This window comes from uncultured Gemella sp., assembly GCF_963525875.1.
In the GTDB taxonomy this organism is placed as follows: domain Bacteria; phylum Bacillota; class Bacilli; order Staphylococcales; family Gemellaceae; genus Gemella.
In genome coordinates this window covers 44,491-70,688 of the sequence record NZ_CAURMG010000003.1, presented here as the reverse complement: position 1 = coordinate 70,688, position 26,198 = coordinate 44,491, and the positions used below count along the sequence as shown (strand labels likewise).

General features: G+C 30.1%; 28 protein-coding genes, 1 tRNA gene and 1 riboswitch. Of the genes, 10 read left to right on the top strand and 19 right to left on the bottom strand.

Annotated elements, in window-relative coordinates; translation table 11 throughout:
• Window positions 1-13: 13 nt before the first annotated feature.
• Window positions 14-1,306 (bottom strand): diaminopimelate decarboxylase, encoded by a 1,293-nt coding sequence (lysA, locus tag RWQ73_RS01155; protein ID WP_314406307.1) that lies wholly within the window; start codon window positions 1,304-1,306, stop codon window positions 14-16.
• Between the two features lie 95 nt (window positions 1,307-1,401).
• A riboswitch (Lysine riboswitch) is annotated at window positions 1,402-1,537 on the bottom strand.
• A 213-nt stretch (window positions 1,538-1,750) separates the two neighbouring features.
• On the opposite strand from lysA, the gene RWQ73_RS01150 reads away from it, so the two are divergent.
• Window positions 1,751-2,074, top strand: coding sequence for a thioredoxin family protein (locus tag RWQ73_RS01150; protein WP_314406306.1), 324 nt, complete (start codon window positions 1,751-1,753; stop codon window positions 2,072-2,074).
• A gap of 1,272 nt (window positions 2,075-3,346) precedes the next feature.
• Here RWQ73_RS01150 and RWQ73_RS01145 read toward each other — a convergent pair.
• The 12 genes from RWQ73_RS01145 to spxA all read right to left on the bottom strand — a co-directional run bounded on the left by RWQ73_RS01145 (window position 3,347) and on the right by spxA (window position 14,072).
• Entirely contained in the window at window positions 3,347-3,967 is a 621-nt protein-coding gene (locus RWQ73_RS01145; RefSeq protein ID WP_314406305.1) for a DNA alkylation repair protein, read from the bottom strand.
• An 81-nt stretch (window positions 3,968-4,048) separates the two neighbouring features.
• Entirely contained in the window at window positions 4,049-5,317 is a 1,269-nt protein-coding gene (gene tig, locus RWQ73_RS01140) for a trigger factor (protein ID WP_314406304.1), read from the bottom strand.
• 218 nt (window positions 5,318-5,535) lie between these two features.
• Window positions 5,536-6,234 (bottom strand): SprT family zinc-dependent metalloprotease, encoded by a 699-nt coding sequence (locus RWQ73_RS01135; RefSeq protein WP_314406303.1) that lies wholly within the window; start codon window positions 6,232-6,234, stop codon window positions 5,536-5,538.
• A gap of 19 nt (window positions 6,235-6,253) precedes the next feature.
• A complete protein-coding gene (locus RWQ73_RS01130) occupies window positions 6,254-6,931 on the bottom strand; it encodes a YggS family pyridoxal phosphate-dependent enzyme (protein ID WP_314406302.1) in 678 nt (225 codons plus the stop codon).
• A gap of 302 nt (window positions 6,932-7,233) precedes the next feature.
• Entirely contained in the window at window positions 7,234-9,588 is a 2,355-nt protein-coding gene (locus RWQ73_RS01125; RefSeq protein WP_314406301.1) for a penicillin acylase family protein, read from the bottom strand.
• Window positions 9,589-9,915: 327 nt separating this feature from the next.
• Window positions 9,916-10,368, bottom strand: coding sequence for a DUF4064 domain-containing protein (locus tag RWQ73_RS01120; RefSeq protein ID WP_314406300.1), 453 nt, complete (start codon window positions 10,366-10,368; stop codon window positions 9,916-9,918).
• Window positions 10,368-10,814, bottom strand: a complete 447-nt coding sequence (locus RWQ73_RS01115) for a Fur family transcriptional regulator (protein WP_314083745.1) — start codon at window positions 10,812-10,814, stop codon at window positions 10,368-10,370. Before RWQ73_RS01115 ends, RWQ73_RS01120 begins: the two co-directional genes overlap by 1 nt.
• A gap of 3 nt (window positions 10,815-10,817) precedes the next feature.
• Window positions 10,818-11,375: an NUDIX hydrolase gene (locus RWQ73_RS01110; protein ID WP_314406299.1), complete on the bottom strand. Its 558-nt coding sequence runs from the start codon at window positions 11,373-11,375 to the stop codon at window positions 10,818-10,820.
• Between the two features lie 16 nt (window positions 11,376-11,391).
• Window positions 11,392-12,312: a ribonuclease Z gene (gene rnz, locus RWQ73_RS01105; RefSeq protein WP_314406298.1), complete on the bottom strand. Its 921-nt coding sequence runs from the start codon at window positions 12,310-12,312 to the stop codon at window positions 11,392-11,394.
• A 69-nt stretch (window positions 12,313-12,381) separates the two neighbouring features.
• The gene (locus RWQ73_RS01100) at window positions 12,382-12,663 is read right to left on the bottom strand and encodes a hypothetical protein (RefSeq protein WP_314406297.1); all 282 of its coding nucleotides are present in this window, start codon (window positions 12,661-12,663) and stop codon (window positions 12,382-12,384) included.
• 4 nt (window positions 12,664-12,667) lie between these two features.
• On the bottom strand, window positions 12,668-13,546 hold the full coding sequence (locus RWQ73_RS01095; protein WP_314406296.1) for an RNA-binding protein: 879 nt from the start codon (window positions 13,544-13,546) through the stop codon (window positions 12,668-12,670).
• Between the two features lie 127 nt (window positions 13,547-13,673).
• Window positions 13,674-14,072 (bottom strand): transcriptional regulator SpxA, encoded by a 399-nt coding sequence (spxA, locus tag RWQ73_RS01090; protein ID WP_172497960.1) that lies wholly within the window; start codon window positions 14,070-14,072, stop codon window positions 13,674-13,676.
• A 415-nt stretch (window positions 14,073-14,487) separates the two neighbouring features.
• On the opposite strand from spxA, the gene RWQ73_RS01085 reads away from it, so the two are divergent.
• Window positions 14,488-14,571, top strand: a tRNA-Leu gene (locus RWQ73_RS01085).
• Between the two features lie 94 nt (window positions 14,572-14,665).
• On the opposite strand, the gene RWQ73_RS01080 is transcribed toward RWQ73_RS01085, so the two are convergent.
• Window positions 14,666-15,076, bottom strand: a complete 411-nt coding sequence (locus tag RWQ73_RS01080; RefSeq protein WP_314406295.1) for a hypothetical protein — start codon at window positions 15,074-15,076, stop codon at window positions 14,666-14,668.
• Window positions 15,060-15,875, bottom strand: coding sequence for a hypothetical protein (locus RWQ73_RS01075; protein ID WP_314406294.1), 816 nt, complete (start codon window positions 15,873-15,875; stop codon window positions 15,060-15,062). The genes RWQ73_RS01080 and RWQ73_RS01075 overlap by 17 nt, the downstream gene beginning before the upstream one ends.
• A 316-nt stretch (window positions 15,876-16,191) precedes the next feature.
• Between RWQ73_RS01075 and RWQ73_RS01070 the strand changes: the two genes are divergently transcribed.
• The 7 genes from RWQ73_RS01070 to fni all read left to right on the top strand — a co-directional run bounded on the left by RWQ73_RS01070 (window position 16,192) and on the right by fni (window position 22,063).
• Window positions 16,192-16,518 carry a PadR family transcriptional regulator gene (locus tag RWQ73_RS01070; RefSeq protein WP_314406292.1) on the top strand — a complete coding sequence of 109 codons (327 nt, stop codon included), beginning with the start codon at window positions 16,192-16,194 and terminating at the stop codon, window positions 16,516-16,518.
• Window positions 16,519-16,539: 21 nt separating this feature from the next.
• Window positions 16,540-16,989, top strand: coding sequence for a hypothetical protein (locus RWQ73_RS01065; protein WP_314406291.1), 450 nt, complete (start codon window positions 16,540-16,542; stop codon window positions 16,987-16,989).
• A gap of 353 nt (window positions 16,990-17,342) precedes the next feature.
• On the top strand, window positions 17,343-18,233 hold the full coding sequence (locus RWQ73_RS01060) for a cation diffusion facilitator family transporter (protein WP_314406289.1): 891 nt from the start codon (window positions 17,343-17,345) through the stop codon (window positions 18,231-18,233).
• A gap of 202 nt (window positions 18,234-18,435) precedes the next feature.
• A complete protein-coding gene (locus RWQ73_RS01055; RefSeq protein WP_314406288.1) occupies window positions 18,436-19,242 on the top strand; it encodes a mevalonate kinase in 807 nt (268 codons plus the stop codon).
• Entirely contained in the window at window positions 19,224-20,135 is a 912-nt protein-coding gene (gene mvaD, locus RWQ73_RS01050; RefSeq protein WP_314406286.1) for a diphosphomevalonate decarboxylase, read from the top strand. The genes RWQ73_RS01055 and mvaD overlap by 19 nt, the downstream gene beginning before the upstream one ends.
• Complete coding sequence (locus RWQ73_RS01045) at window positions 20,102-21,091, top strand: phosphomevalonate kinase (RefSeq protein ID WP_314406285.1); 990 nt, start codon at window positions 20,102-20,104, stop codon at window positions 21,089-21,091. The genes mvaD and RWQ73_RS01045 overlap by 34 nt, the downstream gene beginning before the upstream one ends.
• Window positions 21,092-21,112: 21 nt before the next feature.
• Window positions 21,113-22,063, top strand: coding sequence for a type 2 isopentenyl-diphosphate Delta-isomerase (gene fni, locus RWQ73_RS01040; RefSeq protein ID WP_314406284.1), 951 nt, complete (start codon window positions 21,113-21,115; stop codon window positions 22,061-22,063).
• 89 nt (window positions 22,064-22,152) lie between these two features.
• On the opposite strand, the gene RWQ73_RS01035 is transcribed toward fni, so the two are convergent.
• The gene (locus RWQ73_RS01035; RefSeq protein WP_314406283.1) at window positions 22,153-22,311 is read right to left on the bottom strand and encodes a cytochrome C biogenesis protein; all 159 of its coding nucleotides are present in this window, start codon (window positions 22,309-22,311) and stop codon (window positions 22,153-22,155) included.
• A 181-nt stretch (window positions 22,312-22,492) separates the two neighbouring features.
• Window positions 22,493-22,666, bottom strand: coding sequence for a 30S ribosomal protein S21 (gene rpsU / locus RWQ73_RS01030; protein ID WP_003147339.1), 174 nt, complete (start codon window positions 22,664-22,666; stop codon window positions 22,493-22,495).
• 275 nt (window positions 22,667-22,941) lie between these two features.
• Here rpsU and RWQ73_RS01025 point away from each other — a divergent pair, with 275 nt between their 5' ends.
• Window positions 22,942-23,904: a DDE-type integrase/transposase/recombinase gene (locus tag RWQ73_RS01025; protein WP_314406282.1), complete on the top strand. Its 963-nt coding sequence runs from the start codon at window positions 22,942-22,944 to the stop codon at window positions 23,902-23,904.
• A 133-nt stretch (window positions 23,905-24,037) separates the two neighbouring features.
• Here RWQ73_RS01025 and RWQ73_RS01020 read toward each other — a convergent pair whose 3' ends face one another.
• Entirely contained in the window at window positions 24,038-24,940 is a 903-nt protein-coding gene (locus RWQ73_RS01020) for a class I SAM-dependent methyltransferase (protein ID WP_314406281.1), read from the bottom strand.
• A 9-nt stretch (window positions 24,941-24,949) separates the two neighbouring features.
• Window positions 24,950-26,197: a DNA (cytosine-5-)-methyltransferase gene (dcm, locus tag RWQ73_RS01015; RefSeq protein ID WP_314406280.1), complete on the bottom strand. Its 1,248-nt coding sequence runs from the start codon at window positions 26,195-26,197 to the stop codon at window positions 24,950-24,952.
• Between the last annotated feature and the right edge of the window lies 1 nt (window position 26,198).

The window sequence follows — 26,198 nt, the reverse complement described above, 5'->3', positions numbered from 1 at the left end:
TATTGCTTTAAAATTAAATGTCTTGTCTAATTAAATCTTCTAAAGTCTCACCTTTTACTACTAGGCGACTAGTTCCATCTTTAACAAATACTACTGGTAATTTCGGTAATCTATTGTAGTTACTACTCATACTGTAGTTATACGCTCCTGTCGATGATACTAATAGTAAGTCACCTTGCTCAGCTTTAGGCAATTTCGCATCCATTACTAACATATCTCCAGATTCACAGCATTTACCAGCAACAGTATACGTTATATCAGCTTCTTGGTTCATCTTGTTAGCTAACATCGCTTCGTATTTTGCTTTATATAATGCATAACGAGGATTATCTGCCATACCACCATCAACGAACACATATTCACGACCTGCAAAAGTTTTCTTAACTCCACCAACACTGTATAATGTGCTACCAGCATTACATGTTAAACTTCTACCAGGTTCAATAACTACCTTAGTTAAGTCTAATCCGAAGTTATCACTCTCATGTTCTACTACTTCGATATATTCTCTTAGAAATTCTGCAAGTTCAAAAGGTCTATCTTCTTCAGTATAATAAACCCCGAACCCTCCACCTAGGTTAAGAACACTTATAGTTAAACCTAATCTTTCTTGAACCTTTTTCGTAAATTCCATCACCACTTTTACAGCTTCGAAAAATGAAGTTTTTTCGAAAATTTGTGATCCAATGTGTGAGTGGAATCCTACAAAATTAAGATTACTTTGATTATTAATATCTGCGATTAATTCATAGATAGTTTCATCGTATACTGAGTAACCAAATTTCGAATCATCTTTTGCTGTTTTAATGTATTCATGAGTATGGGCATCAATACCTGTATTAATTCTTAAAAGTACATCTACAGTATTATCACTCTCTCTTACGATTTCATTAATCATTTCATATTCATAGTCATTATCTACAACGATAGTCCCTACACCAACTTCTAATGCATATTGCAGTTCCTCACGAGTTTTATTATTTCCGTGGAAATAAGCTCGTCTCATATCATACCCAGCCTTATATGCTGTATGAATTTCACCAAGAGAAACCACATCAACACCTAAGCCCTCTCTACTCGCGATTCTTAATACCTCTAAGCAACTAAAAGCTTTCGATGCAAAAAGAACTTCTGTATTGAACTTCGAACTTCTAAAATTATTAATAAAAGTTCTACATTGGTTCACTAACATATTCTCATCGTAAACATAAAGCGGTGTACCATATTGAGCTTTTAACTCACTTACTCCAACACCCGAAATATTTAGTTCACCATTTTCTACCGTCATACCATCAAATAATCTCATTACTTTCTCCTTCAAATAAGTTATAAAAAATAGACTACAAGAACAAAAGGTCCTTGTAGTCTAGCTTATAATTCTATCCTATTCCTCTTGCCCTTATTATAAAAAGCTCACCATGAAGAAAATGGGCATTTTCTAATGACAGTGTTATACCTATTCGACATAACCCCAGTGAATTTAATCACTTCGGCGATGCTACCTTTTAAATTAGTCATCGCGGCCTCTTTTTATAATACTTATCTATTTACGTTGTATAAATAATATCATGATTTGAAATTATTGTCAACAGTTTTCTGAAAATTTTTATAATATTCTATTTTTGAACCATGTATATACACAATTTATAATAGTTGTAATTAACTTTTAAAACAACTATAATATACACATATTAAAAGAAAATGGCTCAATATACTGCTTCTTATACGAAAAATAAAAGGAAGATAAAATATGATTGATTTTACAAAAAATGACGACTTAAATAAAATAATCAGTAATAATGACATAGCAATTATTCAATATGGCACTGCTACATGTATGCCATGTCACTCAATAAAGAACAGAATTACTACATGGCAAGAAGATCACAAAGACGTCGTAGCATACTACATTTCATTAGTAGAAAATATGGAAATTGCTGCACAACGTGGTATTCTCTCTTCACCAACTGTAGAAGTATATATCGAAGGAAGACTATCTATTCAAAAAAGTGGCTACTTCAGTCTAGATGAAATTCTAGAAAAAGTAAGCACTGTAAGTGAACAGATGAAATAAAAAGAAGGAGTACCTCGAAGATCATATTTTCGAAGAAACCGATTTTGTAAAGTCACACCACACAGCCTATTAGATATCTAAAAAGCTTTTATAAAGTAAATTTAGATATCAATAAACTACCTGTGTATATGAGTTTTTATATGCACTCTTATAAAATTTAGGACTTTTTGTTTAGATGATGTCTTTTATTTACATAATCTTAAAAATATAATTTTAATTCTAAATATTGCGAAAATATCTTTTCCGGTGAGATTTATAGTGTTATAATAAAAGTAGGCTACTTGCCCGGAAGGGAGGTGTTTATATGGTTGATATATTCATCCAAATCCTTGTTGGGCTATTTGTAGGAGTTATTCTCCTATTTATAGAATATTTTTATTTCCTAAATGATAAAAACAACAACAAGAAGAAGTAGCTCTATTTAGGCACGACGTACATGTATCACTTCATGTATGAATATATATTAACCTACTAAAGTAAGTACGCTAATACATATAAAAAAGCAACTGAAATACCAGTTCAGTTGCTTTTCGTGTTTATATGTGAATATATTCATCCAATTCACTTAATTACATTCTAGCACATTCTTTTCCTTCTTGTCAATTGATTTGTAAGGGTAAGACTTAAAAAATCGGTATTTCATAGAAATAAGATTTTGTAGAGTCGCTTTCCTCAGTAATTTATTAGATATCTAAAAAGCTTTTATAAAGTGAATTTAGATATCAATAAACCACTGCATCTATGATTTCTCATATATTTTTTTATAGAATTTTGGATTAGCTTTTATCCTCTATTTACATAATCTTAAAAATATAATTTTAATTCTAGATATTACAAAAATATCTTTTCTGATAAGATCTATAGTGTTATAATAAAAGTAGGCTACTTGCCCGAAAGGGAGGTGTTTATATGGTTGATATATTCATCCAAGTTCTTGTTGGGCTATTTGTAGGAGTTATTCTCCTATTTATAGAATATTTTTATTTCCTAAATGATAAAAACAACAAGAAATAGTAGTCTTATTTAGGCACGACGTGCATGCATCACTTCATGTATGAATATATATTAGCCTACTAAAATGAGTACGCTAACACATATAAAAAAGCAACTGAAATCGCAGTTCAGTTGCTTTTCGTGTTTATATGTGAATATATTCATCCAATTCACTTAATTACATTTTAACACATCTATTTTCTTCTTGTCAATTGATTTTAAGGGGAGGATTTGGAATTTATTTTCCGTAATAATTTGACTCTAACATTTCAAAAATACTTACTCCATTATAATCCTACTCGCTAATTTGTAGACTTGTTTGATTTCCTTATCTTCTAATTTCCAAGTTTTTAATTCTTCTTTTATTAGTTCTGGAAATTTTCTACTTATATCTCTTAGTGCATTACCTACTGATTTTCTTACATATTCACTAGCATCTTCTTTTAATGCTGCTAGTCTTTTTATTGCTTCTTGTGGATTTTCTTTAAAATACGATCTGCTAGTCCATATTCGTAATCCTTCTGTGACAGCTCTTCTAGTATTTGGATTATCAGAACCTAACCACTCATCTATTACAGGTATTGTATTTTCATATCCTATATTTTTACAATATTCATCAAATGCTTTTGCTAATACCTCCTGTACTCTCCAATTATCATCTTTAGATACTTCATCTCTCATAAAAGTTAGAATATCACTATCATCTGATAAATATCCGAAAAGAAATACCCCGTACATTCTAACTTGATATACTTTAGACTCATAGGATAAGAAAGCTAATTTCTTAATATAAACTCTATCGTTATTTTTATAATCTGCTAACGCTCTTTTCTCTTCTTTCTTGAATCCACTCATTATTAATGAGAATTCTTGTTCTAGGCTTTTAATATATTCGTTCAAATAAATCCACCTCCTTATTATCATTAAAAAAAGCATATAGAATGTTAGACACTCTATATGCTTAAGGATGATTTGCTAAAATTAGTTGTTAGCTTTTAAGAAATCAACAGTTTTTTGAATTACTAACTCACCACGTAAGTCTTCAACGCTAATACGTTGTTTGATTCCTTCTTCAGTCATGTTGTACATAGTAGCAAGTTCTTTAACTTCTGCATCGATGTCAGCTTCTGTTACTTCAACTTTTTCTACTTCAGCGATTTCACCTAGTACGAATGAAGTTTTGATTTTGTTTTCTGCATCAGATTTCATTTCAGCCTTAAGTTCAACTTCACCTTTTCCAGTGAATTGTTGGTATAAATCAAATGATAATCCTTGACGAGATAAGTTTCCAGTGAATTGTTCAAACATAGAATCAACTTCTTGTTCTACTAATTTTTCTGGTACAGAAAGTTTTGCATTTTCTACAGCTGTAGAAATTACTTTATCAGAATAAGATTTTTCTGCTAAGTTTTCTTTTTCTAATTTGATTTCTTCTTTTAATTTTTCTTTGTATTCAGCTACAGTTGAAGCCGCTTCTTTAGAGAATTCTTTAACGAACTCGTCAGTTAATTCTGGTAAAACTTTTTCTTTTACATCGTGAACTGTAACTTCGAATCTAGCTTCTTTACCAGCAAGATCAGTCACTTGGTAGTTTTCTGGGAATGTTACGTTAACTTCTGTATCAACTGGTGCAACTTTCCCTTCTAATTGTTCTTCGAATCCAGGGATGAATGAACCTGATCCTAATTCTAATTCGTAACCTTTAGCTTCTCCACCTTCAAAAGCTTCGTCTCCGATGAATCCTTTAAAGTCGATAACTACGATATCACCTTTTTTAGATTCTCCCTCTTTGATTTGCCATTCAGCTTGACGGCTTAATAAGCTATCTAATCTTTCTTCTACATCAGCATCAGTTACTTCTACTGAGTCTTTTTCTAATCCAAGGTTTTTGTATTCACCTAATTCAACGTTTGGTTTAACAGTAACAACTGCTTCGAATTTAACACCTTCTTCTTTGCTGATTTCTTTAACATCGATATCAGGCATAGCCAATGGTGAAACTTCTAATTCGTCGATAGCTTTAGTGTAAGCTCTTGGTAATACATAATCAATTGCATCTTGGTATAATGCTTCTTCTCCGTACATTTTGTTAAATACGGCTCTTGGTAATTTACCTTTTCTGAATCCAGGTGCGTTAACACGTTTAACTGCACGTTTGAATGCTTGGTCTAATCCTTTCGCAAATTCTTCTTTTGTTGCTGAAAAAGCGATAACTACTTTTCCATCTTCTTTATTTAAAATTTGTGACATTTATTTTTCCTCCAAAAATACTTTTAAGTATCATCAAAAATGTTAGTATAAAAATACTAAAAACTCTTGATTAATTATATAGTAAATAGCGTAAAAAGTCAATCGTTACACTTTTAAATTGTTGTTTTTAAGAGTAAGTTATATAGCTTCTAATAAATATTTAAACTCTTACTAATTAATGTTAAAATTCAAAAAAATTGTAATACTTATTCTTTTATCTATCTACCAACTAATTTTTTACTAAATTCTTTTATTAGTTTGTCATTTCCTCTAAAGTTAGGGTAATATTTTCCTAATAATTCATAAAATCTAGGTGTATGATTTGTTTCTAGTAGATGAGTAAGTTCATGAACCACTATATGCTCTAAGCATTCAATCGGATATTTTACTAGTTCGTAGTTTATCCAGATTCTTTTAGCTCCGATATTACACGTTCCCCAACGCGTTTTCATTTTTTTAATCCTAAGTTGTTCTGTATGGACACCTATAATTTTTTCGTGTTTATTAATAAACTCTAAAGCCTTGTCATAAAGAACTTTTCTTAGATAACTTGTAACAATCTGTTCTCTATTTTGCACCTTATCCTTAATGACTAATACTATCTTTTCATTAGAAAGACTTACTGCATTCTTTATTCCTAACCTTACCTCTAATTCAAACTCTCTTCCGAAGATAAAATGCTTTTCACCAGTCACAAAGTACTTTACCGTATGCCCATTTTTTAATATATTTTTTCTTCTTTCTCTTATCTCATCAATATTTTCTTGAACCAATTTTTTTATGATATAATTAGGAGTTCTCGGAGGGGCACTTACTACCACATCGGCATTTTTCTCAACTTTTAAATAAATGTTTTTCATACTTTTTCTATATTTTATTATAACTACTAAGCCGTCAACACTTAATACTCTTTGCATACTGCCCCTCCTTAATTTTTTATTTTAATTCGCACCCTACTAATGCTGTACCAACCCTTATGTGAGTCGCACCTTCTTCAATTGCAATTTTATAATCATTGCTCATACCCATAGATAAAAATTCACATGGTGCATATGGTAATTCAAGTGCTTTTACTTCATCTCGTAGTTTTCTTAATTTTTTAAAACAATTACGCAGGATTTCTTCATCATCTACAAAAGGTGCCATCGTCATAAGCCCGACAACTTTTATTTTTGAATATTGCTCCAACGCTTTTATAAAATCAATAGCTTGTTCTGAAGTTAAACCATGCTTACTCTCTTCTCCAGAAACATTCACCTGTACAAAACATTTGATTTCATTTTCTGCACGTTTTTCGATTTCTTTAGCTAAGCTATCTCTATCTAAAGCATGGAAATAATCAACCTCATTAATTACATCACGTACTTTTCTAGTTTGTAAACTTCCTATTAAATGCCAAGTATTATCAGTATATTTACTTTTTCTCTCAACATAATTCTGAGGACGATTCTCAGCAAAATCTGTAATCCCCGCTTCTATAGCTTCTTCAACTCTAGCATCACTAACATATTTAGTTACAGCTATTAATTTCACTTCATCAACATTTCTTTCTACTTTTTCACAAGTTTCAGCTATTTCTTTTGTTATTGTCTCAAAATTTTCTCTAATGTTCATTTTTTCTCCTACTTACTCTACATATTTAGTACTATATTCTAATTATAACATGATGTTTATTATTTTGTTATTAATTAAATAAAAAAGACACCTATTAAATAGATGTCATACCAAGTAGTCGGACGGAGTCGCACCGCCATTTCTCTTTTCAGAGCGTATTCCTTATTCAAACCACAGCCCTACTTGTTACCCTTATTATATCAGATTTTTTTCATTTTTTAAATTTTTTTATAGTATTCTATATTTTTTTCTATTAAAATATGGAAAGTAACAAGAAACACTTTTACTTTCCATTATTTTTATTATTTTTTAGGTACTAGTTCCAATACTTTATCCTTAGGAATATTTCCTATAGATTCACTCGTATATTCTCCTTTTACCCATTTTTCAATTTGATCATTATAATTATCACTTAAGAAGTGTCCACTTTGACCAGGTCCAACAATATGATGTCCTGTTTTAGTCTCAAAGTCATAAACAAATCTCCATGACGCACCATGATTAACTAATCCCTCATCGTTTTGTCTAGCTGCTTGAACTGTAACTTTAGAACCTGAAATAGGATATTCTTTGGGATTTAAGAAATATGCTAACAATGCAGATGATTTAGATAATGGATGCCTGAATCCTAATGTATGAGCTTTTCCCCACTTCCATTTAGATACGTCATTCCCATATTTACCTTCTAATTCAGTTATAGTTTCATTTAAACTGTTTGTTAATACTTCTTGCAGTCCATTTTTCTCCTCAATAAGATTTACTTTTTTACCGTTTAAACTATCTCTAAGTACCTTATCTACATAACTCTCTTTATGAGGCATAAATTTGTAAACATCTGCATCCATCTTGTCTTTTAGTATATAAGATTGGATTTTTTTCATCCACAGGTCGAAAATTAAAGGAGCTGCTTCATCTTTCTCATCTACATTATTCCATGATTTTAGTTTATCAACCATTTCTTTTTTAGAAATTTTATCAACATTTATATTTTTCAAGAAGTTAGGTAAAAATTCTTGTGCATAAAGATTTTTTGTATCCATTTGAAGATTCTTCATATCATCAGCAGTCAAGTTATTTCTTTTTGATAATACTTCATCTATACGAGCTTTTCTATATGGCTGTGCCCAAACATTTGATGTGTGATAATCAGTTTTTACAGTTTCAGTATTTGCCGTTGCTATGAACCCTTCTTCTGGATTAACAAGTTTTGGTAATTTATCATAAGATATATATCCACTCCATCCATAATCACTACTATATCCTGGAACAGGAAGATTACCATCACCTTTTTTCCTAATCGGTACATTCCCATTTGACTTATAAGCTATGTTTCCTTCATTATCGGCAAAAACAAAATTTTGAGCTGGTGCTTTGAATTTTTCTAATGACTTTTCAAACTCCTGCCAATTTTTAGCTTTATCAATATTTAAGATAGCTTCTAGTTCTTGTGTTGATTCTAATGCTGTCCACTGCATTGAAAAACTTGTATCTTTATTTCCTAATGGTTTCAATAGTTGATCAATTATCGGACCATGTTTCGTATTAACAACCTCAAAATCAACAGCTTCTTTCCCTTTTACTTTTATTGAATACTTATCAACTTTTGCATCATAGTACTCATTATCATATTTGAATTTATATGGATTATTCTCTTGTCTTTTTTCAATGTATAAATCTTGAACGTCTGGTCCAAAGTTAGTTACTCCCCATGCTATATGTTCATTATGACCAAGTATGATACCCGGTACTCCTGGGAAAATGACTCCTGAAACTTTGTTATTTGGTGTTGAAAGTGACATTTGATACCAGACAGAAGGAGTACCTAACCCTAAGTGTGGATCATCTGCCAACAATGGTTTACCTGACTTAGTTTTCTTTCCAGAAATAACCCAATCATTACTACCGTTTCCCATCGGTGGTCTCTCTACTTTTGCCGTATTTTTATCAATACTAACATCTAGACCTAGATTAGCTTTTATAATTTCGTCATTATTTTTATTTTTCGAGAAACTCTCCGGTAATAGTTGTTTTAGATTTTCTTCTCCTAAATTATTTAAAATCCAGTTATTAAAACCTAAGTGATCCCAATGCCCACCTAAATCATACGCCATATATTTACCTACCGTTAGCGAATCAATAGGTGACCAGTTCTCAGGAGAATATCCTAATAAAGAAAATTCATACGGTAATTTACCCTCTTTCTTCGCTTCTTCGATATAGGCATTAACACCTTGAGCATAACTTTCTAATATTTTTTTAGCTTCTGCTGAGTAATCATTATAAGAAGCTTCTGCTGCTTTTCTTAAAGAAAACACTAAAAACTTTTTATCATTTTCTAGTGCCGCTTCTCCAACAACTTCCGATAATCTTCCGCTCGCCTGTCTACGAGCTAAATCCATTTGAAACAATCTATCTTGAGCATGAATATACCCCTGAGCTTTATATAGATCACTATCATTTTCTGCTTCAACTGTTGGAATCCCATTTTTATCTCGTGACACTTTTACGCTTTTTTCTAAAATATTTAATTCTGCCTTGCCTTCAACTTTTGGTAAAGATTTATGAACAAAATAATATCCATATCCTCCTACTAACAAGAGAACAGACACTATCACTATCATTAGTCTCTTTAATATCTTAATAACTTTATTTTTCATAAGACCTCCTAAAAAATAAACTATACTAAGAATTATATTAGCTTTACTTATTTTTTGCAAACTAATATTTATTAAGAAAACTCTAAATAAGTATAGAATTTTTTTCACTTATAGTTATTAATTAGCATGTGATAGACATCTAGTATCTCCATAAATTATATTTAATTTATACTTCAGTTAACTATAAGCTTATTTCTAGATTATCATTTAATAGACTTAATATTTTTATGAATTCCAATATTTTACTATTCGATTACTTCAACATAATGATATTTTTATAAAAATTTTATAAAAAAAGTTTTCGAAGAAACTAAATTTCTCCGAAAACTAAATTTTATACTTTTCCGAATTCCTAATTAATATTATTCTTATACCTAGGAAGAAGTATATTATACAGCTAATAAATAATATTCCTAAGCTGAAGATTAATAGTAAAATACTATAAACTAAAAATAGAAATGCCACTATGTTGTGATTTATCCCCTTTTTGAAAATCACAAAAAGTAATAATAAAAATAATACTACTAATAGTGCAAAATACAACCACGCTAATTGCCCCATTACTTGGAAAACAAAGTGCATATCCTTTGTCGATACGTTTGCACTGTCCTGAGTTAAACGTGTTTGTTCGCGAATTTGATCCACTATCTTATTTCTTAAGTACTCATTTCCGACATACTCCCTAAATAAGTTTATCATTCCACCAACAAAACCTATATAAACTATGTAAACAACACTAGAGATTAGTAATAATATCTTCTCTAATTTATCAAAAAGCATTAATTTTCACCTTTATCCTTGCACTTAGCACACGTTCCATAAAATGATAAAGAGTTATCTTGAACCTCAAATGAGTATTCTTTTTTCATATATTCAATAAGTTTATTAAATATAGGATTAGATACTTTCTCTATGTTATTACAATTAGTGCATATTAAATGATGGTGAAGTTCATCATCTACAGATTGTCTTAAATGATATTTAGAAACACCATTGCTGAAAGAAATTTTCTCTAAAATCTTTAATTCATAAAAAATATCTAACGTTCTATAAACAGTAGCTATACCAATATCAGGTGTTTTTTCTTTTAAAATAAAATATAATTCCTCTGCACTAAGGTGCTGATCATCGTTATCTACTAATATTTCAACAATTTTCTCCCTTTGCGGTGTCAACTTATAAGGAGATTTTTGAATTATTTTAATTATTTCATCATAAATATTCATATACTATTTCGCGCCTTTCCTATTTTTTAAGTAAGCTAATGCAAGCATAGTCTTACTATCAGTTATAACATTATCATCTAGAAGCTTAAATGCATCTTCAATATTGTATTTTCTTAAATTAATAAACTCATCTTCATCTGGATTTTGTTCACCAGGATATTCTAAATTATCTACATAATAAATTGTAATTAACTCAGAACTATATCCTAAAGCAACGTGAACATCACATAATTTCTCCAGTCTATCTTCTTCTACAGCGTACCCTGTTTCTTCATGTAACTCTCTTACAGCAGATAATTTTTTATTATCTTCTCCAGGTTCTAATTTACCTGCAGGAATTTCTAAAGTTACTGCCTCTATCGCTTTTCGGTATTGTTCTACAAAAACTACTTCGTTATCTTTTGTTATCGCAAGTATTGCTACTGCTCCTCTATGATTTATCAGTTCACGTTTTGAAGTTTCTCCGTTAGGTAAAGTTACAGTATGCACTTCAACATCAAGTACTTTTCCTTTGAATATTTTTTCAACTTCAATAGTTTTTTCTTCTAAATCTTTTTTCATAATTTCCTCCAAATTTTTACAAACTAAATTCTTCTAAATCATGCGCAATTCTTACATTACATACACCGCTTAGCGATTCTATAGCGCTATTTTCTATATTTTTATCATATCTAGCACTAATATGTGTCAAGAATAAACTTTCAACTTTACTTTCTGCAATCATCTTTTCAATATCCACTATACTCAAGTGATAATTTTTTCTTGCATGATGTGCATCTTCCTTAAGCAAATATGTGCACTCTGTAATAATTATATTACTGTTTTTAACAAAATCTGCCAATTCGTTAAAATACCTAGTATCCGGTATAACCACAATCTCTTTTTCCGGTTTATCTTCAGATAAAAAATCACTAGAATTATAGACTGTTCCATTAAATTCAAAAGTATCTGATTCTTTAATTTCTCTATAAAATGGACCGGGCATAATACCTAATCCCCTCAATTTATCTGCATCTAGGCTGCCCTTTTGTTTTTTGAATATTATTTTATATCCAAAACATTCCACATTATGAGTTAACGGATAGCTAAAAACAGTTACAGTTTTATTATCTATTATACACTGTTCACTAGAAATTTCAATATATTCCACGCTATAAGAAAGTGAACAATGTGTGAACATTAAGTTGTTCTCTATAAAGTTCTTTATTCCAACTGGTCCATATATCGTAATTTTCGAAGCATTTGTATCCAAAAGAAAGCTTCTAGATGATAAAAATCCTATTAACCCAAGAACGTGATCGGCATGAAGATGACTTATGAAGATTCTAGTTATTTTAGTAGGCTTAATATTTGTTCTTAAAATCTGGTGTTGAGTAGCTTCTCCGCAATCAAACATCCAACATTCTTTAAGTTCTTGCATGAAATTAAACACAAAGCTCTGTGTATTTCTAAACTTTGCAGGAAGCCCAGCTCCTGTTCCTAAAAATTGTACTTCCATGGTATTCCTCTACTCAATAATTAATAATAGTGGCCTAAAAAGATATTCCATTTAAGCCACTCATGTAAATTATAGTTTTACTACAAAAATCTGTGCATCTTGTAGACATGTAATAACATGCTCTATCCCTGCTGGAATTTCTAATAGTTCAAATTCATTTACAGGTTCTACTTGTTCTTCAAAAGAAACTGTAATTTTCCCACTAATATTTAATAATAAAATGTTTTTATCATTACTATACGAATCTGTTTGATTCCCAGTTTTTAGATTCATATGTACAACTTGATATCTATCATTTTCTAAAACAATTCCACCTAATAATGCATTTTTATCTAATTTTATTTTTTTCATAGTCTTATCTTCCTTTACGCTTGTATAATCCATCTTCTTCAATCATGATTAATTTATTCTTGAATAATCTTCCTACAGCACGTTTAAAGCTTCCTTTACTCATTCCAAACACAGCTTTAATTTCTTCTGGGTCTGATTTATCAGTAAATTCACAATAACCATTGTTTTCAATATAGTCCATTATAGCTTGACCGTCACTATCCATTCTCTCGTGCGCGCGTGGTAAAAATGAACCATTGATTTCTCCATTATCTTTGATTCCTATAACACGAAGTGTAACTTTTTCTCCTAAACGCGGCTCTTTCTCACGTTCACTTTCATGAACAAAAACTTTATAACCATCTTTTGTTAATAAAAAGGTTCCGACTCTCATCAAGCGATATGGATATGCTTCGATATCCTTGTTTTTCATACTCTTAGTAGCTTTAGAGTAAAGTGATGCTACGATAGTTTCAGTTGCTAAACGCGCAAAAAGTTGCCCACTAAAGTCACGACGCAGGGTAATAAATAACTCGTCACCCTCTTTAGGCCAAACACTTTTTAACTTCGGTAAATCCTCTCCAAGAAGTGGAATTTCACGAGAAAATCCAATATCAAGACCTACTCTATCTTCTTCAACTTTTACAACCTTACTAAAAGCATAGTCACCATACGTTACTTCTGGAATATTTGGTGTAGCAAATAATTTTCCACTACGTGAAGGATATACGAACATCGAATACTCTTCTCCAATTTCGTAATCATCTAAACTCTCAACGTCTGACTCGTTACAGCTAATTTCCTCATCATTTGGTCCTTTAAATACCAATGATGAACTTTTCTTTTCCACTAACTCTAAGAAATGGATTTCTCCAGTAATAAATTTAATATCTTCTCTTTCCATCAAGTACCTCTTTCTTTCATTTTATCTAACACCTTACAGTATTGTTACTAAGTATCATCTCATAAAAAAAGGCTGATACCTAATATCAACCTTTAAATTAATCGGTAAAAGTAGTATCAGGGTGTACTTACTTAACCATATTTTTTATTTGTTTTAATTGATTTACTCTTATTTCCTTTGGAAGAAATCTTCTTATTTCATCTTCATTATACCCTACTTGTAATCTCTTATCATCAACAATGATAGGTCTTCTAAGCATTCCTGGATTATCTTGAATAACTTTATACAATTCTTGAATCGACATGCTTTCAATATCCAAATTCAATTTTTGAAAAGTTTTTGATCTAAACGAAATAATATCTTCAGTTCCATGCTCCGTAATAGATAAAATATCCTTAATTTCATCCGTTGTCAGAGCTTCTGAAAAGATATTTCTTTCCACAAAGTCTATATCATTTTCTATAAGCCAAGCTTTAGCTTTTCTACAAGAAGTACAACTTGGCGATGTAAACAATGTAACTACCACCAGCACTCACACTCCTTTATAAAAATAACATTAATATTTTTATAATTCTATATACTATATTATTATACTACATATATTATCGTTTTACAATATACTATTGAAAAAAATATTTTAATTTGTCAACTGAAAACACTTGTTTATAATATTTTTCACAACCGACTACTTCTGTAGATATAACTCATTTGCTATACCCTTACATTTTTTATTTGATTAGTTAAAATAAATTATATAATAATACACTCGAAAAATATTTCTTTTCGTAGATTTACCATTATATTATACAACTTAAAACTAAAATATAAGTAAAATTCATTTAAAATCTCTGTTATTTATCTAAAATTGTTACCTAGAACTCCTAATCTATACCTTGTACTGAAATTGACAAAGTATTTTTTGTATGTTATTATATACATATGCCAGCATGGCGGAATTGGCAGACGCACTGGACTCAAAATCCAGCGATGGCAACATCGTGCCGGTTCGACCCCGGCTGCTGGTATAATGATTAAGACAAGGTTTTTAAGCCTTGTCTTTTTTATTTTTTACTTTTTTCCTACATAGAAGTTACTAAAAATTACTTAGTAAATTTTTTATTAAACTATCTCAACGGATAATAATCTAAATAATATATGTATTACGAATATTAACTCAACAATTGAATTAATAAAAAAACCCATAATAATCCAATTTGGAAAAGCTGCTGGTAGTATTGCAATTGAGGCCACGAAAAATAAATTGAATATAAAAGTATAATAGCAAATTGAAATCAACCTGTGCCAAAGCGATTCATAACCCTTATATTTCTGATCATATAGCAGAATTCTCAACGAAGAAGAAAATATTATCGCAATTGCTGATAAAATAAAACCAATAATAACTGTCAGTATTGTAATTATGGATTCAGTTTTTATATAAAAAAAACTCCTTGAAAAATAAGATACTAATAAACATACAACTACTACAATGAAAGATACATTTCTATCCTTTTTACTTAGCTCTATCATTAGCAAGCTCCTTAATCTCTCTTTGAATATTTTTTCTAACATCCTCCACATCAAACTTACCTGAAATTTTTTCTGCACTAATATTTATTTTTCTAATAAAATTTTCTTGATTATAAATACATTCAAGTCCTTTATCGTCTTTACCTCGTATTAACAATCCACTAAGAGCATACTTATCTTCTTCCTCCATTAGTTCTTTTAAAAATTTTAGAGGACGAAATCTATGTGAGTTTGTTTTTATATCTAATGTTAAATCTATATCATCTGTTACTCCAGTTAAATCTACTAAGGCAGTCTTTTTTTGGGAATCCGCTGAAAAAAGATCATTTTGTGTTACAAATTTAATTTCCTCAACTGTTTTAATAATTTCTAAAAAGTTAGCTTTCTCCTTATAAATACCTTTCAGTATATAATTATTTCCTATAATTTTATGTATAATGTCTTCAAAGTGTTTTCTAAATCGTATATCTGATAAATACAATAAATTCGTTTTAAAATCATAATACACAAATAATTGTTTTAGCAATTCGATTTCTGTTTCTTTTCTAGGGTTTTCTCTTTTCTCTTTTGAGTTTATATCTATAACAAAATCATCTCTAGGTTCTGCACTGCCTGATTCAATAGCGAAAAACACACCATCCCCTTCTTTTCTTACTAATACATGTTCCATTCCTTTTGGTGAATCTAGATCTTTATCTAACTCTTCTGGGAAATCTTCTTTATTTGGATACTCCCATCTTAATCCTGAGTTTTTATTTTCTTTTATTAATCTCCAAATTGAAAAAGTTATCGTAGACATACTTATACTCCTTTGTTTTTTATTATATTATATCATTTCTATAACAGTAAATCATTCAATTCAATAAAAACACGATAATTTAAGATAAACTTTTCCATATATTATCCTCACTTACTTTTTATACAGCTAATTTTTTACATTTAATTTATAATCTTACACATCACTGTTTTGCTTTACAAGATACCTCTGATATGGTACTATTATGTATAACAAGATAGTAAAAACTAAAGCTGAAAATTATTTCTAAAATAGTTTTATCAAGAACATCTCTCACTTAGCTAATCACGACTAGATATTCAAAGAAAAGAGGCACAGAATGGAGATAAACACTTCCCAAATACTAAAAGGTACATTAGAAGCATGTATTTTACAACTAATAAAAAATAAAGAAATGTACGGCTACGAAATAACTGAGCAACTTTCAAATTATGGACTTGATATGGTTGCGCAAGGTACTATCTATCCTCTACTTTTAAAATTAGAAAAGGAAAATATGGTCACTAGCTATTTAAAGGAGAGTAACTCTGGACCTCCTAGAAAATATTATTCAATTACCAAAAATGGTGAAGAGTATATAAACTCATTTAAGAATGTATGGGGAAATATAAGTACTACAATAACAAAAATTTTAGAAAATAAATAACGTCAACAGGGAGGAATTATTATGAACATCGCTGATTTAATAAAACAAAATAACGGACTTAGATCACAACTTAATGAAGATAATAAGAAGTATTATGAAGAACTTTTAGTTGCTTGTCGGATGAAAAATACTACAAAAAAAGAATCAGAATTAGAAATCCAACTACTTGAAATATTACAAGATTTAACTTTATATCAAAAACAAAGTAAAAATTTCACGGATGTCTTCGGAAATGACATAGATAAATTATCTTCATCAATAATTGCAGAACTACCAAAAGAAAACAAAATGAAAATATTTAGATTCTCTCTAGTTTATCTTTTAATTTTGATTATTAGTTCTTTAGCACCTTCTATATTTTCTAGAACTATCCAACAAATTTTAACAATATTATCTATAACATTATTGGTATTAGGATCATTAATTTGCTTATACCTACTAATTTATAAAAAAACAGATAAAAATAAGTGATTTATTTATATATTATCACTAATTATATTTGAATTGTCATTTTTTCTAATACCTATTCTAGATAAATTAAAAATAATTCCAGAATACCTTTCTTTAGAAGTAACAATATCAACTAACTTCTTATACATCTATGGAATTTTTAGTGCACTTTCTTACATATACATTTTTTTTACTTTCAAAAAATACTACTCTAAAAAGATATAATAAAGCTACCCGACTAGAGATTTAGTCGGGTGTTCCTTCGTTAAAGTTCACCTAAGTGAAATAATTTTAATTTAAAAATAACATTTTTTCTCTTGAATAATTTTTTTAAAGCTGTTATAATAATAAAACATTATTTTAGGAGAGAAGCCATGAATAACTCAATTTTCGATAAATTAAAACGTGCCGAACAAGGTGCAAAACTTAGTATTCTATCATATTTGTTGCTGACTGTTTTAAAACTTGGAGCGGGTATATTCTTTAAATCATCAGCTCTTGTTGCCGATGGTATTAACAACGCTACCGATGTAATTTCATCAGTATGTGTTCTAATAGGTTTAAAAATTTCTAGAAAACCAGCAGATGAAGACCACCTATACGGTCACTTTCGAGCCGAGCTTATATCTACATTAATAGCTTCATTTATTATGCTGTACGCAGGCATTGAAGTGGTAATGTACGCGATAAAAAAAATCACCTCAGGAACAATTGAACAACCTAGCATACTATCTGCAGTTGTAGCATTTATAGCTAGTGTAATTATGCTTGGTGTATATTTCTATAATATTCGCCTAGCTAAGAAAATCGGGAGTAAATCCCTAAAAGCTGCAGCTCTTGATAATCTAAGCGATGCTTTTGTTTCTATCGGAACACTAATCGGAATCATCGCTACATACATTGGTCTTCCTATCGCTGATTCAGTAGTCGCAATTATAGTTGGATTACTTATTATTTACACAGCAATTAGTATTTTCAAGGAATCTACACATGTTCTTACAGATGGAGTAGATACAGAGGTAATAGATAAAGTTAACGATATTGTAAATGATATTAAAGGTGTAACATCAATAGTAGATACGAAAGGTAGAACTCATGGCTTACTATACTTTATAGATATTACCGTTACTGTCGAACCATCATTAAATGTTAAACAAAGTCACGACATTACCGTGAAAATCGAAAAAGCATTATCTAAAGAATTCTATTATTGTGAAACTTTAGTACACTTAGAACCACATGGTATTGCTTGCCATTCATATTAAAATATTCCAAGGTGAAATTATACTTCTTTTAACTTAAGTTATTTCTAGTATAATTTCATCTTTTTTTTCTACACCGATGTTTGACAAAAACAAATACTAAAAGTATAATTATTGTACATATAAAAGTATTTACCACTATTAATTATCTTTTAATTAAATAGCTTAAAATACTACTTAAATATAAAATTGGAGTTTTAAATTTATGACACACGCAAAAGCAATATTCTTCGGCGAACATGCCGTCGTTTATGGATATAAAGGTATAACTATTCCTCTTCCACAGATGAACGTCGAAGTTATATTAGAAGACACAGAGACAATTCAACAACGTGATGAAATTTTAAGTTTTATCGCTGATACATGCGGAATTGATAAGAAAACAAAAATTAATATAACTAGTACCATCCCTGTGGGCCGTGGGCTAGGATCTTCTGCTGCGCTGAGCATAGCTATTGCACGTGCCAAAAAACTCCCAAATGTAAGAGAAATTGCAGATAAATGCGAAAAATTTATTCACGGTAATCCTAGTGGTATAGACGTAAATCAAGTACTTAGTGATACTCCCCTTTTATTTTCAAAAAAAGAGGGAGCTAGTGAATTGGATTTTGACCTAAATAGTTATTTACTAATTATCGATACAGGAGTTGTTGGAATTACTAAAGAAACTCTAAAACATGTAGCGGATAATTATGATAAATATGAAAGATATATTGCTGAATTAGGTGGAATCACTGATTTAGTAATCGAACCGTTAAAAAATAAAAATATCGATCTTGTCGGACGATATATGTACAAAGCTCATGATTTACTGCGCAAACTTGGAATTAGTCACGCTAGTAACGATGAGGTTGTAGAAATTTGTAAAAATAACAATGCAATCGGCGCTAAACTAACTGGTGGCGGTGCTGGTGGATGCTGCATTAGTCTTAGTAAAACAAAAGAAAATGCATTAGAAATTCAAAATGCATTAAAAGAGAAAGGATATTCATCATGGATAGTTACAGTTTAGGTTATGCTAATATTGCCCTAGTAAAGTACTGGGGAAAAAAATCTAAAGATCCTGTCTTACCTTATAATCCTAATATTTCTTTAAGATTAGACAATCTTTTATCAAAAACAAAAATCGAAAAAAATGATAATAATGTTGATGAATTTTATATCAATGACGAAAAACAAAGTCAAGAAGAAGTAGATAAAATGATTAAATTCATCTCTAAATTCACACCAACTAATCGTGAAGCTATAACTATAAGAAGTTATAATACCGTGCCTACTGCTGCAGGACTTTCTTCAAGTTCTAGTGGTACTATGGCTTTAGTTCTTGCTTGTAATGAATATTTCAAATTAAACAAAACTACTAAAGAATTAGTCGAGATAGCTAAAGAAGGATCTGGTTCTTCTTGTCGAAGTTTCTATAAACTTGCTGCATGGCTTGAAGATGGAAGTGTTGAAGAATTAGAGTGTTCTTTAGATTTTGGAATGATGGTTCTTGTGGTTAATGAAGATAGAAAGAAAATTTCTAGCCGTGTTGCTATGGAACGCTGTGTTCAAACATCAACAACATTCGATGCTTGGGTTGAAAAAGCAAAAAGTGATTTCGTATTAATGAAAGAAGCTTTAAAAAATGCTGATTTCGAAAAAATAGGAGAAATCACAGAAAGTAACGCATTAGCTATGCATGGTACTACATCTACATCAACTCCTAGCTTTTCATTCTTAACAAAAGAAAGTCATATAGCGATGGATATTGTAAAAGGGCTACGCTCTAAAGGTTATAGATGTTACTTCACTATGGATGCTGGTCCAAATGTTAAAGTACTTTACTTAAGGGAAGACCAAGATAAATTATATGAGGAAATTTCAAAATTATGGAAGAAAAAAATCATTTTGTGCATGGAGTAGCCTACGGTAAACTCTATCTCGCTGGAGAATATGCGATTTTAGAAGATTACGCTTCTGCACTAATAACAAGTGTCCCTAAAAAAATTACAGTATTTGTCGAAGAAAGTGATGAAACTACTATCTTCGATACTATCAATAAAACTTCTGTTGGCCTTCTTGAAGATAATAGTAACTTCACACTAGTTCAACAATTTATTCTATTTTTAACAGAATATACAAATAGTAAAAAGACTTTTGCTCTTACTATTTACAATGAACTTCACAATGACGATAAAAAATACGGTTTAGGTTCGTCTGGAGCTGTTCTTGTAGCTATAGCTCGTGCTATATTATCATTCGAAAATGTTGCTTATAGCGATTTAACTATTTTCAAACTAGTTGCCCTATTCAACATCAAGCACAATCTAAGTGGGTCTATGGGGGACGTTGCTGCGAGTATTAATGACGGTATTACATATTACGAGAAATTCAATGCTGAATTCGTTAATAATATGATACATCAAGACAAGTCTGTTAAAGAAATAATAAACACAGATTGGGATGGTCTTCGTATTGATAAAATTCATCCAAAAGCTGATTTAAGCATACTAGCACGTTGGACAGGTGAAGCTGTAGATACAAAAGAGCACGTAAAACTGTGGAAAAAACATAAAGACAACTACAAAGAAGAATTTAAAGTTTTTGTTGAAACCTCTAATACTTTAGTTAAAACTTTAAAAGAGAATTTAGAAGAAACAGACGCTACATATGCTTTAAGTACTATACGAAAACTTAGAGAAAACCTATTATATTTAGAAAGTTTCTCTAAGATACCAATGGAAACAAAAATAATGAAAAACTATATAGAAAGTCATTCTGCTGGTAAGCAAAGTGGTTCAGGCAGTGGTGACATCGTATTAGGATTCGAGAAAAATAACGATAAGTATCAGCTACAACTGAACTTAGAAAAATTATAATATACTACGAAAGGATTAATTATGAGAAAAAAAGATCATATTAGACTGGCGCTTGCTGATAAAACAAAAGTAACTAGCTTAGACTCATACGCAATTGATTACAACAGTATTCCACTTTTCGGATTAGATGATGTGGATACTTCTACATCAGTTTGTGGGATTCGTTGGGAATATCCATTCTTCATCAATGCTATAACTGCTGGTGGAGAAGATTGTAATAAAATCAATCAAGACTTTATGGAAGTTAGTGAAAAATGTGGAATTAAATTTTTCCCAGGATCATACTCTCCTGCTCTTAAGAGTAAAGAGGACGAAGAAGCTTATCCAAAAGGCTATTCAGTAAACTTAGGCTTGGATAAAGATCCAGAACTTGTTTTAAAAGCAATTGAAAAATCACAAGCAAAATATATTCAACTTCATACTAATCCTCTTCAAGAAATCGTTATGCCAGAAGGAGATCATAATTTCGAAAGTTGGTACGCTAACCTAAAAGAAGTCAGCTCTAAATCTCCTATTCCTGTAATCTTAAAGGAAACAGGTTTTGGTATGAACAAAGCTACTATTAAACTAGCAATAGACCTAAATATCCCTGCAATTGACGTTAGCGGTATGGGTGGAACAAACTTCGCAAGAATCGAAAATGGACGAAGAACTGATAAATCAACTTATCTAGAAGCAATAGGATATACTACCGCAGAAAGCCTAGAGATAGCCTATGCTTATAAAGATAAAATTGAAATTATCGCGAGCGGTGGTATTCGTAATCCTCTTGACGTTGTGAAATGTCTAGCTTTAGGTGCTAAAGCAGTTGGTGTTTCTAAAATATTCTTAGAAATTCTTGTGAACGAAGGAAAAGATGCTCTGATTCAAGAGATTGAAAAATGGAAAAAAGAAGTTAAATTCTTAATGATACTAATGAACGCTAGAAACATCTCTGAATTAGATAAGAAAATAAGAAAAGTAGAATTTTAAAAAAGAAGATTCTATCCGTCTTGGATGGAATCTTATTTTGAATTAAGCTGAGAGTGACTCAAAAATCGTGATTTTCGGATTAGCTCCTGCTACTTTTGAGTCTCCTCCTCTAATGTCGCTAATCTTTTAATTACCTTATTTAAATCATCTTGTATACTATTTATTTTTGTTTTATTCTTTTGATTCTCAGCAATTAGATACCAACATGAAATTAATAACATAATATTTAAACAAATTATTGCAAACATACTATTCTCCTAATGTTTATAATTAAAATAAGAATAACACAATTCCTATCTTTTAACAAGAGTAGCTATATTCCCTATATAAAAAAACCTCATCTTACGATGAGGTCATTATTTCTAAATAAATCTAAAAGAGGGAAAGTTTTTAGATTTTATTAATAAATTGCGTTTTAATTACCAATTATTAATATTTACGTTTTCTAGCCGCTTCAGATTTTTTCTTACGACGAACGCTTGGTTTTTCATAAAACTCACGTTTACGAACTTCTTGGATAGTTCCGTTTTTAGAAACAGCACGTTTGAAACGACGTAGTGCATCTTCTAGTGATTCATTTTTACGAACTACAGTTTTTGACATTGGATTTCCCTCCCTCCGATACTACAAAATCTTAATTTAATACTTAATTAAATGTTTAAGATATAAGATAAATACAAAACATTCAATCAATAAGACTACTTTTAAGCAATCTACTTACATATTGTATTATATTCTTACGTTCTTGTCAACCTTTAATAGCAATTTATTAACATATTTCTTGTAGTGTTACAATTGATGTGAGACAAAATATAAAAAAAGAAGAGTAAATCCTGTATAATGAAATTACGACAAATCAAAAAAAGGAAATTACTCTTATGAAAACTATTATAACAGAAAACTTGCAAAAAACACAACGATATATACCTCATACTTTAGAAACAAGATTAGCTGCAGTTAAAACATATAGAAATAAAAACTCTATTAACTTTATTTGTAGACGTTACAAAGTTTCTAAAGCATCTTTAATGCGTTGGAATAAAAAATATGATGGAACTAAAGAATCACTTATGGATAAGTCTCACAAACCACATTCCCAACATCCAAATGCTCATACCCCAGAAGAATTGAATTGGATTAAAAATCTAATTAAAAGAAATCCTAATATTTCTATGATTGAACTATATGCAAAATTAAAATTTAATAAAGGATATAATAGACATCCTTGTTCATTATTTAGGATCCTTAGAAAATTAGGTTTCTATAAAGATATCGAAAAAAAAGCTAAACCTTATATACCAAAACCTTATAACACTCCAAAAACTTTAGGAGAAAAATGGCAACTTGATGTAAAATATGTCCCTAGACAATGCTACACTGGTAGACATCCTGATAAATTTTATCAATATACTATGATTGATGAGGCTTCTAGAGAAAGATTTATTTATCCTTTTAAGGAACAATCTTCTTATTCAACCGTACAATTTGTTAAGATGGCTATTTCGTTCTTTGGATACAAACCAAAAATTATACAAACTGATAATGGTTTTGAATTTACTCACTTTAAGGACACTAAACGAATACATCCTTTCGATGCATTGTGTAATCAGTTAGATATAAAACACCAACTCATTAGACCTAGAACCCCACGGCATAATGGTAAAGTTGAAAGAAGTCATAGAAATGATAATGAACGCTTTTATAAATACTTATCTTTTTATTCTTATGATGATCTTATTATCCAAATGAAGAAATATCTATATCGTTCTAATCGACTTCCTATGCAGACCTTAGGATGGCTAACTCCTGTTGAGAAAAGGCGAGAGTTACAGAGAAGCTAGCTTCTCTGTAACTCTATCATATCAGGTATTTATTTTTAACTTTTTTTGTCTCACATCATTTACAAATGTACATAATAGCAATTTATTAACATATTTCTACGAAAATAACCTTTTCATTTGTTCATTGATGATACTACTTTTCAGATAACCAATTTTTAAATTCTTCAATAAAATTAGCATAACCTTCTTTATTTTTATGACTAGGTACTTGAGCTAAAAATACTTGATTTGGCAATTTAGTTTGACCTTTTTTAGTTATAAGAATAATAGCTTTTTGCTGAGACGCATTTTTAAACATCTCATCAGGTAGAGTAATTACCGCATTCAAGTTAATTTCTTCTTCTAAGAATTTCTTAAAATTATCTTCAAGCTCAAGAACTTTCTTAGGTACTACTAATACTCCTACACCATTATCATTCAAATAATTAGCCGTTTGCTCAATAAATAGTAAAGCATTTAGACTATATCCTTCAACACTGCAAAGTTTATAGTTTAAGCTATTATCTTCATCAGCATAATATCCAAAAGGCACGTCGCTGATAATAACATCTTGCTTCTTAATATTTAAAGGCTTAAGAGCATCTTGATTGATAATCTCAACATTAGTTTCTAATAAATTGAAAATATTTTGTTGTAATCTAGCATAGTTATTGTCAACATCAACAGAAGTTAACTCGTATTCACCTTTTGATAAGGCAGCTAAGTTGATTAAGAAGTTCCCACTTCCACTAGCAAAATCAGCTACAGAAATTTTCTCGTTATTGTATAAACATTCTAAAATGTGAGATACATACATCGTAATAACTTCTGGTGTAATATCATAACTAGGATTATTTAACTCTTTAAGAGCTTTTAATAGTAAAAATTGATAAGCTTTTTTAATATCCTCTTTAGAGAAGTTATCGACAATATCAAAATACTCTTCATCATTCTCTAAAGTTAAGTAATTCACTAAAGAGTCAAAATATAACCCTTCACCTTTATTCTCTTCTACTTGTTTATCTATCTTAAAAAATAATTTTTCTAAATCTGACATGGTTCCTCCTTACTCATTTTTAATAATATTTTTCAATACTGGTTCCAACTTTGAAATTATTCCCGTTACTAATGCATTCCCCATCATAAAATATCTTCGACGCGTAGGCATTGTGTTAGTCCAATTAGGTGGGAACATTTGTATCATTTCACATTCTACTTCTGTTAAAATTCGATATTTTTTATTAATCTCATCGAATATTATATGTGATGAACGGTTAACAGTTCCTTCACTTGTTAACATTGTTCTAGCAGGTTCTTTAATATTTTCAGGAAAACTCATTGCTCCTTCACTATAAATATACTTATGACCCGTTTTTGATTCACGTTCTATTCTTTTTGATCCTTTTAGATATTTCCATTTATCTAATTTATCTTCTTCTGCAAAATATTTAGTTAAATCCTCATCATTATATTTCTCTGCATTTTTTAATAACTTCTCTAGCGAATAAACTTCAGATTTTCTTGGTGTAACATCTCTGTGCATAATCTTTCCATCTATCATCATTCCAGTATCTAAGAACTTCCCATCATTATAATTTTCTGTTACATCTAATGCATCAGAATAATTATTAATATCTGTATTAAATAAAATATCTAATTCAGTTTCCGTTGGAAAAACTTTTTCAAAAATACTGTTTTCTAGGTTTTGTTCATTCTTTATACTCTTAGAATACTTTGTATTTTTTTTAGAAGCAAAAATAAATACCCTTCTTCGCTTCTGCGGCATTCCATAATCACCGGCATTTATAACTCTCCATTGTACATAATATCCTAGTTCATCAAACGTCTTTAGCATAATTGCAAAGTCACGCCCTCTTTGAGATGCTGGAGATTTTAATAATCTATCAACATTCTCAAGAAGCACAAATGGAGTCTTTTTTTCTACTAATACATCTCTTATGTCCCAAAAAAGTACACCTTTTTTCCCAGCTATTCCTTTTTCACCACTTAAAGAACGCGCAACTGAATAGTCTTGGCAAGGAAATCCTCCAACTAATAGAGTATGGTTTGGAATTTTTTTCTTATCAACTAAATTAATATCTTCATTTGAACAATCATCTTCTCCAAATCTTGTTATGTAGCATTCAAAAGCATGTTGTGTTTTTGTTGAGGGTTCAAACTGGTTTGCCCAAACAAAATTCCATCCACCTTTTTCTATAGCTTTTCCACTTTTTTTATCAAATTCGCTTATTTGATTTAATCCAACTCTGAATCCACCAACTCCAGCGAATAATTCTACAACATCTAAATTCATG

Bases quoted from the DNA above. Each gene is read 5' to 3' on its own strand.
- RWQ73_RS01100 (WP_314406297.1), bottom strand. From the start codon at position 12,663: ATGAAAAAAATAAAATTAGATAAAAATGCATTATTAGGTGGAATTGTT.
- RWQ73_RS01135 (WP_314406303.1), bottom strand. From the start codon at position 6,234: ATGCAAAGAGTATTAAGTGTTGACGGCTTAGTAGTTATAATAAAATAT.
- tig (WP_314406304.1), bottom strand. From the start codon at position 5,317: ATGTCACAAATTTTAAATAAAGAAGATGGAAAAGTAGTTATCGCTTTT.
- RWQ73_RS01045 (WP_314406285.1), top strand. From the start codon at position 20,102: ATGGAAGAAAAAAATCATTTTGTGCATGGAGTAGCCTACGGTAAACTC.
- RWQ73_RS01055 (WP_314406288.1), top strand. From the start codon at position 18,436: ATGACACACGCAAAAGCAATATTCTTCGGCGAACATGCCGTCGTTTAT.
- RWQ73_RS01095 (WP_314406296.1), bottom strand. From the start codon at position 13,546: ATGGAAAGAGAAGATATTAAATTTATTACTGGAGAAATCCATTTCTTA.
- fni (WP_314406284.1), top strand. From the start codon at position 21,113: ATGAGAAAAAAAGATCATATTAGACTGGCGCTTGCTGATAAAACAAAA.
- RWQ73_RS01115 (WP_314083745.1), bottom strand. From the start codon at position 10,814: ATGAATATTTATGATGAAATAATTAAAATAATTCAAAAATCTCCTTAT.
- RWQ73_RS01025 (WP_314406282.1), top strand. From the start codon at position 22,942: ATGAAAACTATTATAACAGAAAACTTGCAAAAAACACAACGATATATA.
- RWQ73_RS01035 (WP_314406283.1), bottom strand. From the start codon at position 22,311: ATGTTTGCAATAATTTGTTTAAATATTATGTTATTAATTTCATGTTGG.
- dcm (WP_314406280.1), bottom strand. From the start codon at position 26,197: ATGAATTTAGATGTTGTAGAATTATTCGCTGGAGTTGGTGGATTCAGA.
- lysA (WP_314406307.1), bottom strand. From the start codon at position 1,306: ATGAGATTATTTGATGGTATGACGGTAGAAAATGGTGAACTAAATATT.
- RWQ73_RS01130 (WP_314406302.1), bottom strand. From the start codon at position 6,931: ATGAACATTAGAGAAAATTTTGAGACAATAACAAAAGAAATAGCTGAA.
- RWQ73_RS01080 (WP_314406295.1), bottom strand. From the start codon at position 15,076: ATGATAGAGCTAAGTAAAAAGGATAGAAATGTATCTTTCATTGTAGTA.
- RWQ73_RS01020 (WP_314406281.1), bottom strand. From the start codon at position 24,940: ATGTCAGATTTAGAAAAATTATTTTTTAAGATAGATAAACAAGTAGAA.
- RWQ73_RS01060 (WP_314406289.1), top strand. From the start codon at position 17,343: ATGAATAACTCAATTTTCGATAAATTAAAACGTGCCGAACAAGGTGCA.
- RWQ73_RS01110 (WP_314406299.1), bottom strand. From the start codon at position 11,375: ATGAAAAAAGATTTAGAAGAAAAAACTATTGAAGTTGAAAAAATATTC.
- RWQ73_RS01150 (WP_314406306.1), top strand. From the start codon at position 1,751: ATGATTGATTTTACAAAAAATGACGACTTAAATAAAATAATCAGTAAT.
- rnz (WP_314406298.1), bottom strand. From the start codon at position 12,312: ATGGAAGTACAATTTTTAGGAACAGGAGCTGGGCTTCCTGCAAAGTTT.
- RWQ73_RS01125 (WP_314406301.1), bottom strand. From the start codon at position 9,588: ATGAAAAATAAAGTTATTAAGATATTAAAGAGACTAATGATAGTGATA.
- RWQ73_RS01065 (WP_314406291.1), top strand. From the start codon at position 16,540: ATGAACATCGCTGATTTAATAAAACAAAATAACGGACTTAGATCACAA.
- rpsU (WP_003147339.1), bottom strand. From the start codon at position 22,666: ATGTCAAAAACTGTAGTTCGTAAAAATGAATCACTAGAAGATGCACTA.
- RWQ73_RS01075 (WP_314406294.1), bottom strand. From the start codon at position 15,875: ATGTCTACGATAACTTTTTCAATTTGGAGATTAATAAAAGAAAATAAA.
- mvaD (WP_314406286.1), top strand. From the start codon at position 19,224: ATGGATAGTTACAGTTTAGGTTATGCTAATATTGCCCTAGTAAAGTAC.
- RWQ73_RS01070 (WP_314406292.1), top strand. From the start codon at position 16,192: ATGGAGATAAACACTTCCCAAATACTAAAAGGTACATTAGAAGCATGT.
- RWQ73_RS01120 (WP_314406300.1), bottom strand. From the start codon at position 10,368: ATGCTTTTTGATAAATTAGAGAAGATATTATTACTAATCTCTAGTGTT.